Origin of the sequence: Alkalicoccobacillus porphyridii, assembly GCF_007293315.1 — a bacterium.
GTDB classification, from domain to species: Bacteria; Bacillota; Bacilli; order Bacillales; family Bacillaceae_D; genus Alkalicoccobacillus; species Alkalicoccobacillus porphyridii.
On record NZ_VLXZ01000025.1, the window covers coordinates 1 to 12,276 of the forward strand.

Here is a 12,276-nt window from a genome sequence, read left to right on the forward strand (position 1 = left end):
AGGATCAAACTCTCCATAAAAGTGGATGAGCTGATTGCTCATTGCTGACTTGCTTTGCGTAGTAAAACTACGACTTTTTCTTACTATGAGATATCATGTATCTCTTCGTACGCTTGGCTTCTGTTCAGTTTTCAAAGAACTTCCGTCGCTCATTTGGCGACTTTTAAATATTATCAAACCGCAATGGGTTTGTCAATAGTTTTTTTGGTGGGCCTGAGTGGACTCGAACCACCGACCTCACGCTTATCAGGCGTGCGCTCTAACCAGCTGAGCTACAGGCCCCAAAAAAGGCATAAAAAAAGTTCGTTCTAAAAATTATATAGTTTGGAGCGGGTGATGAGAATCGAACTCACATCATCAGCTTGGAAGGCTGAGGTTTTACCACTAAACTACACCCGCATATAAACGCAACACTATAACTATCTTAGCGCTACAAGCTTTTTCTCAATAACAATATGTATCTCTCTAATTCTGGAACAATGGTCGGGAAGACAGGATTTGAACCTGCGACCCCTTGGTCCCAAACCAAGTGCTCTACCAAGCTGAGCTACTTCCCGTAATATATGGCACGCCCGAGAGGATTCGAACCTCTAACCGCTTGATTCGTAGTCAAGTACTCTATCCAGTTGAGCTACGGGCGCACATTAACTTTCTCATGCAACCAAGTAAATATGATTGGCTAGTACGTCTCTCTCTTAACGACAAGTAACAATATACCACGTCCGCTGATAAGCTTCAATACTTTTTTGAAAAATATTTTACACACATAAAAGTCTGTAGATTCAAACAGATTGAGGAGACAGCGCCAATAATTAGACGCCGTTCCTCTTCACTCTATTTTACTCGTGAAAATCTGTGCCTGATCTAACTTCTTTAATGTACCCTGCACGAATGACATAATCGCCAAAGTGTTCACCATGGATGCGCTGCTTCGCATAATCAGAAATAATCGGCTTAAGGGTTTCTAAAATTTCTTCTTCTCCAATATTTTCTCGGTACATTTTACTTAAACGTTGACCCGCAAAACCTGCACCTAAATAAAGATTGTATTTACCCGGCGCCTTACCTATAAAGCCAATTTCACCAAGGGCCGCACGAGAACAGCCATTTGGACACCCTGCCATACGAATGACAATTTCCTCGTCACGCAGGCCAGATTCCTCAATGACACCCTCTAGCTTAGTTATTAAGGTAGGAAGATAGCGCTCAGATTCAGCCATTGCCAATCCACAGGTTGGGAGTGCCACACAGGCCATTGAGCTTCTACGCAATGCCGAATAATGCTTGCCATCTGTCAAACCATACTGTTCAACTAACTGATTAATCTTTCTCTTCTTTTGGCTAGTAACATTACAGATCACTAGATTTTGATTGGCACTTAATCTAAAGTCTCCTGTATGTACTTTGGCAATCTCTCTTAAACCAGTCATCAGTGGATAACCCTCTGAATCAGCCACTCTTCCATTCTGAATAAATAATGTTAGATGCCACTTATTATTAGCGCCCTTCACCCATCCATATCGATCCCCGTTGTGATCGAATGAAAAAGCTCGCTCTTCCTCAAGCACCCAGCCTAATCTTTCACTAAGCTCTTGTATTAGCCAGTCTAATCCTCTCGCATCAATTGTATACTTAAAACGAGCATATTTACGAACTGAGCGGTTCCCGTAGTCTCTTTGTATGGTAATGATTTTTTCTGCAACATCTAATACTTGATTAGGCGTACAGAAGCCAATGACTCGAGCAAGTTGAGGATAGGTATTTTTGTCCCCATGGGTCATGCCCATTCCTCCACCCACTGCTACGTTGAATCCTTTTAGTTCACCATTTTCAATAATCGCAATAAAACCAAGATCTTGAGAGTAAACATCCACATCATTAGAAGGAGGAATAGCCATACCAATCTTAAACTTTCTAGGCAGATAGTATTTACCATACATTGGTTCCGTCTCTTCATCTGATTGCGTATCTACTACTTTTTCTTCATCAAGCCAAATTTCATGATAGGCTCGTGTTCGTGGTGATAAATAATCACTAAGCTTACGTGCCCACTCATACACTTCCCCGTGAATGTCAGATTGATATGGATTGGGGTTACTCATAACATTACGGTTTACATCTCCACAGGCCGCAAGTGTATCCATGAGCGCATCATTAATTTCTTTGATGCTTTTTTTCATATTCCATTTTAAAATGCCGTGCATTTGAAATGCCTGTCTTGTCGTTAGCTTTAACGTTCCGTTTCCATATTCATGAGCAAGCCGGTCCATCGTCAACCATTGCTCTGGAGTTGCCACCCCACCAGGAGCCCTTACCCGCACCATAAATTGATACGCCGGTTCAAGCTTCTGCTGCCTGCGTTCATTACGAAGATCACGGTCATCCTGCAAGTAGCTACCATGGAATTTCATCAATCGGTTATCCCAATCAGGAATTCCTGCTGATAAAGGATTATTTAGTGTTTCCACTAGCGATCCTCGCAGATAATGACTCTCTTCCTTAATTTGTTCTACATCACTCGGTGGCCCTTCCTTGCTGTGAACACTATCTGAGTTAGCCATTCTACTCATTCCTCTCTTACCTTAATAAACATCTCTCTGATAGCGCTTTTGCTGCTGCAAGTCTTTTAGATAAGCTTCTGCTTGATCAGCGCTTAGTTGACCTTCTTGTTGAAGAATAGCTGCTAACGTCGTATGTACATCATTGGCCATATACGCTTCGTCGCCACAAACATAAACAGTCGCACCAGCTTCTAACCATTCATAAAGCTCCTTGCTCTTCTCTAACATACGATGCTGTACATAGACCTTCTCTTTTTGATCTCTTGAAAATGCTACATCCATTTTCGTGAGTATACCCTCTTCCAGCCAGCGCTGCCATTCAATTTGATATAAAAAGTCCGTGACAAAATGCTGCTCTCCGAAGAAAAGCCATGTCTTTCTCTGGTCCCCTAATTCCTCTATTTCTTCCATAAATGATCGAAAAGGAGCTACACCTGTTCCAGGTCCAATCATAATAACCGGTGTGTCGGTTTGAACAGGCAGTTTGAAATTAGGGTTACGCTGAACAAATATCGGAATTGTATCTCCAGGCTCAAGACGTTCAGCACATTGCACAGAGCAGACTCCTGTTCTTTGGCGGCCATGTGAATCGTATCGTAAGGCACCAATTGTTAAATGCACTTCATCCGGGTTTGCTTGATAGCTGCTAGCAATTGAATAGAGTCTAGGAGGGATTTTCCGCAGAATAGAAACAAATTCGACTACATCCGTTTCCCATGGTCCATAATCCTGCACTAAATCAATTAGGTCTCGTCCATAGAGGTACTCTCTAAGCTCTTCTTCATTACCCTCGGCCAACAAATCATTTAAGCCATTATGGCTAGTGAGTTGAGCGGCTTTTTCGAGAAACGGCTTTGTTAATATTGTAATCTCGTAAACTGTTGTTAATGCTTCACGCAAGGATAATAGATCCCCTTGCTTATTAATAGGTACAGAGATGTCTGGATCCCACTTTGTTGTGTTTAATAGTAGCTCCACTAATGCCTTATCATTTTCTGGATAAAGGCCGATACTGTCACCCGGTTCAAATGTTAAGCCTGCGCCTTCAATAGATAATTCCAAATGCCTGGTTTCTTTATTAGATCCACGTCCATTTAAATTAATATTATCTAATACCTCAGCATGAAATGGGTTCGTTCTAGAATATTGAGTCGATTGAGTATCAGTTGATTGATTTACTGATGCGGCAGGAACTCCTTCAGGACTGACTTGGTGTGATTCGCTTAAGCTTATCAACGTTCCTTCAAACCACTCTGAAGCATCCTCACTAAAATCAACATCACAATCTACACGGGGATAAAGGCGATTAGCTCCTAGCTCTTCCAGTCGCTGATCAATATCCTTACCCGTCTGACAGAAAAATTCATATGAAGTATCTCCAAGAGCCAAAACAGAATAATTTAAATCAGCTAACTTCGGCGCCTTTCTTCCATTAATAAATTCAAAGAAAGTCAGGGCATTATCCGGTGGATCCCCTTCGCCATGTGTACTGATAATAATTAATAGATTACGAACATCTTTTAATTCCTTTTGTTTGTAATCATTCATAGAAGATAAGGTTATTTCAAAACCTTTACCTTCTAACTGAAGCGCATACTCTTCAGCTAAATTCTGGCCATTCCCAGTTTGCGAACCATAAAGAATGGTAACATCTTTAGTTACTTGAACAGTTTGACTATTTTCTGTAGACAAACTTGGCTGTGTCGGTTCTGTCACTGCAATCGATTGAGAAGCAGCTAAGTACCCACTAATCCATATCTTTTGTTCTGAAGTTAAAGTTGGCAACAATTGATTTAATAAGTCTGTTTGTTCCTGATTAAAAGGGCTATTTTGACTATGGAGCTGCAAGTTATCCACCTCACGAAACGCTATTTTACTTACGTACTTCATTCAATTAAAACACACGTTACTCATTTCTTACTACCTCATCCTAACTTTATAATTCCTATCTGTCAAATTGGTTTTAAGACATTATAGCGAGTATGATAACGCTTTAATTAGTGTACACTAAACGACCAACATTCTAAATATATGAAGGAAGTTTTCCTTTGAATATACACCAAAGCCACAACTTGAAGTACTATCGCTACTATTCACCTCACAACAAAATAAAGCCCGCACCTTACTAAAAGGTACGGACTTTATTTCTACATATTATCATTGAGACCCGTGAATAAATGGGCACTTCCCTTTAATCGGTTCGATATCGTCACCTATAAAAAATTGTTTCCATTCATTGTGGTTGATGTCTCCAAAGTGACTAATATCGGGATGTGTAGGCAACTGATCCCACACTTCTACTCGTTCACGAACCTTTTCTCGCGACATGACGCCACCTTTTTGGGTGCCTTCTAATCCTTTAAATATCTTCCGAGGCTGAAACCCGATGACTAAGCTATTTCCCAAGTCTCTTGTTTTCCTTTGTTTGTAAGCAGGTGCATTACCAAAAGCAAAAATAGGCTCGCCACCAAAGTGATAATCCCACAAATAATGCTCCGGATCTCTTGGACTTTCTGGTGGCCATTCGATTTTATCTTGCTGATGTAAATATTGAAGTACTCGCCAGAAATAATCGCGATAATAATCCAATGCCCGAGTTTCTATTTCTGGTTCTACAAATACAAATAACCCGTGTCTAATAAACGGTGGCTCTTTAAAAAGTTCAAGGAATTCCTCTAATGCTTTAGGCAGGTTCGACCAATCTTCTTGTGTAAGATAGGCATAACGTAGTTCACCTTTATTTTCCGCTTTCATACCAAAATAGCAAGGAAAGGTTTTATCTGTAACAATGCTGTTAAACGTCTTATATTCTCGATGGAGCCATTCTGGCACCATGGATGGGTCACTTATGTCTTCTTTTGTTAATAGAAATTTATTCAACATGTCACTTCTCCTATCTTAGAATAGATGCACGTTTTTCAATTTTTGCGGGTCACAAACTGTCTTGTATGATTAACCTGAATGAATAAAATCTAAACGTTATTGGTGAATGTTATTCTTAATCATTCTTTTTCATACACAAAGCTGTAATAATTCTTCTCAAATTAAAAATCCGAACACAACGTACCGTACGTTGTGTTCGGATAAAGTTCGAGTGAAGCCACTGTCTATTCTTTTTCTTTGTTAATAATCTGGTCAATTAACCCGTAATTCTTCGCCTCTTCTGGTGTCATAAAATAATCCCGGTCCATGTCTCGTGCTATTTTTTCTACAGGTTGACCCGTTTGTCCCGCGACAAAGCGTTCCATGTTTTCACGCAATTTAATGATGCGCCGTGCACTAATTTCAATATCAGCTGCTTGCCCTTGTGCCCCGCCAAGTGGCTGATGAATCATTATTTCACTATTTGGCAGAGCAAAACGTTTTCCTTTTTCTCCAGCAGTTAAGAGAATTGCCCCCATAGAAGCAGCTAAACCGATACATATGGTTTGCACGTCCGGTTTGATAAAGTTCATCGTATCAAGGATCGCCATCCCAGCCGAAGTGGATCCTCCAGGGCTATTAATATAAAGCGAAATATCTTTCTCTGGGTCTTCCGCCGTTAAAAATAACAGCTGAGCAACAATACTATTCGCAATGCTGTCATTCACTTCTGTCCCTAAAAAAACCACTCGATCCTTTAACAAGCGGGAGTAAATGTCATATGACCTCTCGCCACGATTTGTTTGTTCAACAACGTAAGGGATTACATTTGTCATAAGCGCTCCTCTCTTATGCAGCATTCGTATAAGCAGTGTTTAACACAGCACTAGTCGATAGCTGATACACAGGGATAAACAATTTTTTGCCCGTTTTTAATTGGACACTCACAAGGATGTAGCCAGAGTTAATTCTGCCAATAACTTGAACTGTGTGGTCATTAGGTGCCGATCTAACGTTCGTTTCAGCTAACACGCCTTGAATATCTTGGTTGTACAATTGAATAAACGTGTCAACATGCCCCTGCTGAATCGCATGGCTATAAATAGAAACCAGCTCATCCTCTACATCAACTGATGCGTCAATCGTTTTATTTTTAATACTTTTTCTTGCACGGTGAAGGCTTGCTTTAACCGATCCTTCTGTCTCACCAAGAACGTCCGCAGTTTCTTTTGCAGTAAAACCAAAGGCTTCTATTAAAAGCAAGACCGTTCTTTGTTTTGGTGAGCATGTGTTAAGTAGACGTTGGACAGCCGAATCTAATACCTCTGAATGATGGGAGGATCTCAGTGTGTTCTTTTCTATAGTTTCTTCAGTTAACAGCTCGTTTGGCTTTTTTTGTCGCAGACGATCAATCCATGTATTGGTTGCGGCACGAAGCACATAGCTTTTAGCTAGTGGCTGTTGGTGCTTACACCAATGATTATATAAGCGAACTAACACATCCTGCATGAGATCTTCTCCATCCCATTTCGACCGGGTTACATAGGTGCAGTGAGATTTAAGTACTGGCATATATGGTGACACGATGGCTTCAAAGTCATCTTTTTCGTTAATAACTGGAGTTTCTTTAACAAGCGGCCGCATGTCTGCCTCCTTAAAAATTTTGACTTCACTTTAATAGACGAAAAAACCGCTCGATTAGATACGGTTTTAAAAAAAAATAAAATTTATATCGTTGATTCTTTCTCATGATGTTCTGCGATCTGACCGATTGATGTTTGCTTTAAATGTTCTTCCATCTTATTTTCAGAATCTCTCATGACCGCTTCAATTAAACAGCCAGGGCTATTATTATGACAGCCTTTAAACAACGGCGTATTTCCCTCAATAGCCTGAATAATATCCAAAAATGTAATATCATATTTATCCTTACTGAGGCGGTACCCACCTTGGGCGCCGGAAAAAGATTCGATGAGATTGTTTTTTGCAAGCTTTGTTAAAATCTTCGACAAATAGGTTGGTGATACCTGCTGTTGCTCTGCAAGCTCCTGAACACCTACTATCGGTCTGCCTTCCTGCATAGCAAGATGAAGCATTGTGTGCAAAGCATAATTCGTCCCTTTAGAATAATTCATTTTTTACCACCTACACTTGAATATAATAGTAAGCTTATTATCTCAACTCCTTAGGTGCTGGTCAATTTCTCACGAGTTCTTTTTCTTGCACATTATCTTACGTATACTTATTATAGATATAAAGTATCTTTAATATATATGAAAGAAGGAATGAAAATGAAAAAAATATATGATTGTGCCATTATCGGAGGCGGACCAGCTGGCTTAAATGCTGGACTTGTTTTAGGAAGAGCTAAAAGAAACGTGATCCTATTTGATGACAATACGAACCGCAATCAAGTGACCAGAGAATCGCATGGCTTTATAACAAGAGACGGTGCCTCCCCTGCTGAGTTTCGTGAGATTGGCCGCAAAGAGCTACTCTCATACCCCTCCGTCCAACTGGCCAACAAACGGATAACAAGTATAGAGGAAACGACGGATCAAAAGTATTTTGTTCTTACCACATTAGATGAAGACATCTTTTATGCCGAAAAAATTATTCTGGCTTGCGGCATTAAAGAAGAGTTACCACCAATTAATGGGGTTGAGACTTTTTATGGGACTAGTTTGTTTAATTGTCCTTACTGTGATGGGTGGGAGCTTAGAGACCAGCCGTTAATTGTTATAAGTGATTCCATTCATAGTGTACACCTGAGCAAGCTTGTTTATAACTGGTCAAATGATTTGGTACTGGCAACCAATGGGCTAAAGTTAGATGTAAAGGAAAAAGCAGTACTTGAAGAGAAAGGGATTAAAGTGATTGAGGATTCGATCAAGGAGTTACGTGGGAATAGCGGGCAGTTAGAGCAGGTAGAGTTTGTAAACAGCCAACGAATCAATCGTACAGGCGGGTTTGTGGCTCCTAATTTCCAATTGAATCCTTTACGAGAAATACTACGACTGGATATAACTGATGAAGGCTCTCTAGTAATTGATGAGCTGGGACGAACCTCTAGAAAGCATGTGTACGCAGCAGGTGATGCGGTTGATTTTAGATTTTCACAGCTCATTTCATCTGCAGCCTCTGGAAGCAAAGCAGCTGCCGCTGTCAATGCTGATCTAACAAGTGAACGCTTCTAATACAAATAAAAAAGCTCTGTACCTTTTTAGAGGCTACAGAGCTTTTTTTGACTAACCTATCCAATCAAAACATGATCCTCTGGATAGCCAATTTTTGATTTGCGACGCTTTTCAGCTAGCGCATAGGCTAGCGTTAAAGGTCCAAGTCGTCCTACAAACATCGTGATGGCTACGATTACCTTGCCTACAGAAGTCAGTTCGTTAGTTAAGCCCATGGATAAACCCGTGGTGCTAAACGCTGATGTGGCTTCAAAAAGCACTTCTAAAAAATGCTCCTCATACATGCCTTCCGTAATCGTAAGTAATAAAGAAACCAATAGTACACAAAGGAGAGAACTGACTACAACAGCCAAAGCTCGCATGATGACATCCGTAGAGATTTTGCGTTGAAACGCATGCACCTGACCTCCACCTCTAAATGTATTAATTGTCGCTAAAAGTAAGACAAAGAAGGTTGTTGTTTTAATTCCTCCACCAGTCCCTCCAGACGAAGCGCCAATAAACATTAACATGATGAGTAATAGCTGCGAAGATGAAAGCATGCTACTAATGTCTAACGTATTAAATCCAGCACTTCGAGGCGTGGCACTTTGAAAGAATGCACTCCAGATCCTTTCTGACCAGGACAAGGTAGCAAAGGTTTCTGGATTAAAGCTTTCAAGTAAGAGCAGTAGAACAAACCCTACACCAAGTAATAGACCAGAGCTAAGTAGAACTATTTTGGAGTGGAGAGAAAGTCGTCTCCACGAACGCTTTTTGAACAGCTCAACGATTACGATATATCCGAGACCACCGGCTACAAATAACGTGATGATTGTTAAATTAACAACCGGATCACCTAAGTAGGATGAGAGACCATCTGACCATAAAGCAAAGCCAGCGTTATTAAAGGCAGAAATTGAATGAAAAACAGCATAATATAAGGCTGCACTCCAGCCTAAATCCGGCGCCCACCTGATCGTCAGGATAATGGATGCAATCAACTCAAATACAATAGCTATACATAAAATATATAAAGAGAGCTTCACAAGTCCAGAGCTGGATTGAGACTGCGTGGAATGCTGAATAATTAATCGTTGCTTCAGCCCAATTTTTTTACCGAGTAAGATGGCCAGCACTACACCTAATGTCATAAACCCCAGCCCACCTATTTGAATAAGGACCGCTATCACCGTTTGACCAAATGTAGAAAAGGTAGACCCCGTGTCCACGACTACTAAACCATTCACACAGACTGCAGACGTTGCCGTAAAAAAGGCATCTAGCAAACCAATCGAGAGTCCACTGCTTGCCGAAGCAGGCAACGCAAGAAGCACTGTTCCAACAAAAATAAGGATAAGAAAAATCAGCATAATAAACTGAGGTGGACTCATCTTGTTTACCAGCTGATTTAGCTTCTTGCTTATCTTATTATTTCTCTCATGGTTACTCATATTTACGCTCCAAATGGTTTATTTCTTCACTTGAGCCAATCAATAATAGGGTGTCTCCCGTTTGAATCTTTTCATCAGCACGAGGTGACACATTGATATCGTCTCCGGAACGTATAGCCATAACTGTGATTCCATACTTTGCTCGAATATCAAGCTCTTGTAATGTATATCCATTCATAGCCTTTGGCGCCTTCATCTCAACTAAATGATAATGAGGTGACAGTTGAATATAATCAATCAGATTATCAGAGCTTAGCTGCTTTCCTAATCGGATGCCCATATCCCGTTCTGGATAAACGATTTGATCTGCACCAATTTTCGCTAGCACCTTCCCATGCATAATATTTCTAGCTTTCACTGTTACTTTAGGAACATTCATTTCCTTTAAGATAAGTGTGGTTAAGATACTAGCTTGTAAATTTTCACCGATAGCTACAACAGCATGATGAAAATTCCCAGCCCCTAGCTCCTTTAAAACAGATTCATCTGTTGAATCAGCTTGGATAGCATGGGTTGCTATCTCCGCCATTTCCTGAACAAGGGAAAGGTCTTTATCAACTGCAAGTACTTCGTGTCCTGCTTCCATGAGCGTTTTTGTTAAACTACTGCCAAATCGACCCAGACCAATAACAATAAATTGCTTTTTCACGTGGTCTCCTCCAGTACCAACTCGCTTAGTTAGTTACTTCGATGCTGGAACAATGTGAAGATCAATATCGCCCATTTTGCACACCAGACGATTAATGAAGTCACCCTTTTTGAGAAGCTCCCACCTAGACTTACTGCACTCACTAATCACAAGCTGTGTAATTTGATTCTCACGAGCTTTTTCAAGGATAATTTGTGGTAACGTATCTTGATCTTTGTATGTCTGATAAATAGAGCTCATGTGATTAGTCTGATCGGATTCTTCCCATTCTAATCGTTCTTTGACTTCTTTTTCTTGTAAGTCTTTAGATTGAGAGCTGAGATATAATATATATAAAGGCGAGTCAAACATATTTGAAAGCTCTACCCCTCTTTTTAACAACGGATCTCCATTTTGATTTTCTGAGATATGACATACCATAATTTTTTCTTCCATGTTCATTTTCGTTGAACCTCCTTTAATAGATCGCTACAGCACAAAAAAACTCCAGACTAATGAGAGCCTAATCCAGAGCTTCTAAAGATAAGCACCGATTTATCTCCCTCAACACGCATACGAAGTTAGCTGTCGGGTTCGGGCTTGAGAGTGTGCCCGTTGCCTTCATCATAAACGGTAAGCAATTAACCCCAGGCAGCATGAGCAGCCATTTATGGTTCCTCCGTTATTTCCAAAGAAATATTCTGCGCTGTTTCGTGTGTAGTTCAATTCTAAAAATGATCATACGCCTGTTATTCAAATAAATAAAGTCTTTTTTTATATTTTTTTTAACTAGTTGCAAGGAAAATAATGTATAATCATAAGTATCCATTTATTTGCATATAGGAGGAAAAACAGAAATATGATAACGATCGAACCAATCGCAACGGTATCAAACAATCGAGCTACTGTAGAAGATGATTTTTGGGGTTCTGTTCAATCAACCATTCTGCTTAATGATTCATTTTCAGAAGAGGCTGTTTTTGAAATCGAAACATTCTCACATCTCGACATTCTTTACTATTTTCATAAAGTAGAGGAAGAAAAGGTCATCTATGGAGCAAGACACCCGAGAAACCTCAAGGAACTTCCTTTGGTTGGGATTTTTGCACAGAGAGGAAAAAACAGACCCAATCGACTTGGCCTTACTACTGTTACCTTAATTAGGCGTGAGGGAAAACGATTAATTGTAGAAGGGTTAGATTGTATCGATGGCACCCCCGTGATCGACATCAAACCCGTTATGAAGGAGTTCCAGCCACAAGAAGACATTGTTCAACCGGAATGGTCACACGATCTAATGAAGGATTATTGGAAGGCATAGTCCTTATGATTGTGTAATATTGATTCCAAATAGCCATCTAACAAACGGACGAAAATGGAGGCCGACACCTGCGGGATAAAAAGGAGGCAACTGAAAAAATCATCTAGAAAGAGCTCATGAGCACCGCTACAGGAGAAACCTACGCTTTCCACGGGAACGGTCTCAGCCCTTGAAGTGGAAGAACACCACTTCAATGTCTTCAGACTCGTTCTGTTCCGTAGGAGCATTCCTGTGGGATTTCTTTTTACCCTATTTACAGAAAAAAAGCCCTCCG

General features: G+C 40.4%; 11 protein-coding genes, 4 tRNA genes and 1 riboswitch. Of the genes, 2 read left to right on the forward strand and 13 right to left on the reverse strand.

Features of this window, described 5'->3' with window-relative positions; genetic code table 11:
* Positions 1 to 205: 205 nt before the first annotated feature.
* The 10 genes from FN960_RS20490 to FN960_RS20535 all read right to left on the reverse strand — a co-directional run bounded on the left by FN960_RS20490 (position 206) and on the right by FN960_RS20535 (position 7,558).
* Positions 206 to 282: transfer RNA gene (locus FN960_RS20490), tRNA-Ile, on the reverse strand.
* A 43-nt stretch (positions 283 to 325) separates the two neighbouring features.
* Positions 326 to 399 (reverse strand) — tRNA-Gly (locus FN960_RS20495).
* A gap of 81 nt (positions 400 to 480) precedes the next feature.
* Positions 481 to 557: transfer RNA gene (locus FN960_RS20500), tRNA-Pro, on the reverse strand.
* 7 nt (positions 558 to 564) lie between these two features.
* Positions 565 to 641, reverse strand: a tRNA-Arg gene (locus FN960_RS20505).
* Between the two features lie 198 nt (positions 642 to 839).
* Positions 840 to 2,561: an assimilatory sulfite reductase (NADPH) hemoprotein subunit gene (cysI, locus tag FN960_RS20510; RefSeq protein ID WP_143850734.1), complete on the reverse strand. Its 1,722-nt coding sequence runs from the start codon at positions 2,559 to 2,561 to the stop codon at positions 840 to 842.
* Positions 2,562 to 2,582: 21 nt separating this feature from the next.
* The gene (locus tag FN960_RS20515) at positions 2,583 to 4,409 is read right to left on the reverse strand and encodes an assimilatory sulfite reductase (NADPH) flavoprotein subunit (RefSeq protein ID WP_143850735.1); all 1,827 of its coding nucleotides are present in this window, start codon (positions 4,407 to 4,409) and stop codon (positions 2,583 to 2,585) included.
* Positions 4,410 to 4,718: 309 nt separating this feature from the next.
* Positions 4,719 to 5,444: a YqcI/YcgG family protein gene (locus FN960_RS20520; RefSeq protein WP_143850736.1), complete on the reverse strand. Its 726-nt coding sequence runs from the start codon at positions 5,442 to 5,444 to the stop codon at positions 4,719 to 4,721.
* A 224-nt stretch (positions 5,445 to 5,668) separates the two neighbouring features.
* On the reverse strand, positions 5,669 to 6,259 hold the full coding sequence (clpP, locus tag FN960_RS20525; protein WP_143850737.1) for an ATP-dependent Clp endopeptidase proteolytic subunit ClpP: 591 nt from the start codon (positions 6,257 to 6,259) through the stop codon (positions 5,669 to 5,671).
* Between the two features lie 13 nt (positions 6,260 to 6,272).
* Positions 6,273 to 7,067, reverse strand: a complete 795-nt coding sequence (locus tag FN960_RS20530) for an RNA polymerase sigma factor (RefSeq protein WP_143850738.1) — start codon at positions 7,065 to 7,067, stop codon at positions 6,273 to 6,275.
* 83 nt (positions 7,068 to 7,150) lie between these two features.
* Complete coding sequence (locus FN960_RS20535) at positions 7,151 to 7,558, reverse strand: RrF2 family transcriptional regulator (protein WP_143850739.1); 408 nt, start codon at positions 7,556 to 7,558, stop codon at positions 7,151 to 7,153.
* A 156-nt stretch (positions 7,559 to 7,714) separates the two neighbouring features.
* Between FN960_RS20535 and FN960_RS20540 the strand changes: the two genes are divergently transcribed.
* Positions 7,715 to 8,620, forward strand: coding sequence for an NAD(P)/FAD-dependent oxidoreductase (locus FN960_RS20540; RefSeq protein WP_260682090.1), 906 nt, complete (start codon positions 7,715 to 7,717; stop codon positions 8,618 to 8,620).
* 56 nt (positions 8,621 to 8,676) lie between these two features.
* On the opposite strand, the gene FN960_RS20545 is transcribed toward FN960_RS20540, so the two are convergent.
* From FN960_RS20545 to FN960_RS20555, 3 genes are read right to left on the reverse strand one after another with little or no spacing between them, the layout of a single operon-like run.
* Entirely contained in the window at positions 8,677 to 10,053 is a 1,377-nt protein-coding gene (locus tag FN960_RS20545) for a TrkH family potassium uptake protein (RefSeq protein ID WP_143850741.1), read from the reverse strand.
* On the reverse strand, positions 10,046 to 10,702 hold the full coding sequence (locus tag FN960_RS20550; RefSeq protein WP_143850742.1) for a potassium channel family protein: 657 nt from the start codon (positions 10,700 to 10,702) through the stop codon (positions 10,046 to 10,048). The genes FN960_RS20545 and FN960_RS20550 overlap by 8 nt, the downstream gene beginning before the upstream one ends.
* A 33-nt stretch (positions 10,703 to 10,735) precedes the next feature.
* Positions 10,736 to 11,143, reverse strand: a complete 408-nt coding sequence (locus tag FN960_RS20555; protein ID WP_143850743.1) for an adenine nucleotide alpha hydrolase family protein — start codon at positions 11,141 to 11,143, stop codon at positions 10,736 to 10,738.
* 92 nt (positions 11,144 to 11,235) lie between these two features.
* Positions 11,236 to 11,397: riboswitch (cyclic di-AMP (ydaO/yuaA leader) on the reverse strand.
* Positions 11,398 to 11,540: 143 nt separating this feature from the next.
* On the opposite strand from FN960_RS20555, the gene FN960_RS20560 reads away from it, so the two are divergent.
* The gene (locus tag FN960_RS20560) at positions 11,541 to 12,002 is read left to right on the forward strand and encodes an SAM-dependent methyltransferase (protein ID WP_143850744.1); all 462 of its coding nucleotides are present in this window, start codon (positions 11,541 to 11,543) and stop codon (positions 12,000 to 12,002) included.
* Positions 12,003 to 12,276: the final 274 nt, after the last annotated feature.

Coding starts and splice junctions, on each gene's coding strand:
- clpP (WP_143850737.1), bottom strand. CDS start 6,259: ATGACAAATGTAATCCCTTACGTTGTTGAACAAACAAATCGTGGCGAG.
- FN960_RS20540 (WP_260682090.1), top strand. CDS start 7,715: ATGAAAAAAATATATGATTGTGCCATTATCGGAGGCGGACCAGCTGGC.
- FN960_RS20530 (WP_143850738.1), bottom strand. CDS start 7,067: ATGCGGCCGCTTGTTAAAGAAACTCCAGTTATTAACGAAAAAGATGAC.
- FN960_RS20555 (WP_143850743.1), bottom strand. CDS start 11,143: ATGAACATGGAAGAAAAAATTATGGTATGTCATATCTCAGAAAATCAA.
- FN960_RS20560 (WP_143850744.1), top strand. CDS start 11,541: ATGATAACGATCGAACCAATCGCAACGGTATCAAACAATCGAGCTACT.
- FN960_RS20545 (WP_143850741.1), bottom strand. CDS start 10,053: ATGAGTAACCATGAGAGAAATAATAAGATAAGCAAGAAGCTAAATCAG.
- FN960_RS20535 (WP_143850739.1), bottom strand. CDS start 7,558: ATGAATTATTCTAAAGGGACGAATTATGCTTTGCACACAATGCTTCAT.
- cysI (WP_143850734.1), bottom strand. CDS start 2,561: ATGGCTAACTCAGATAGTGTTCACAGCAAGGAAGGGCCACCGAGTGAT.
- FN960_RS20520 (WP_143850736.1), bottom strand. CDS start 5,444: ATGTTGAATAAATTTCTATTAACAAAAGAAGACATAAGTGACCCATCC.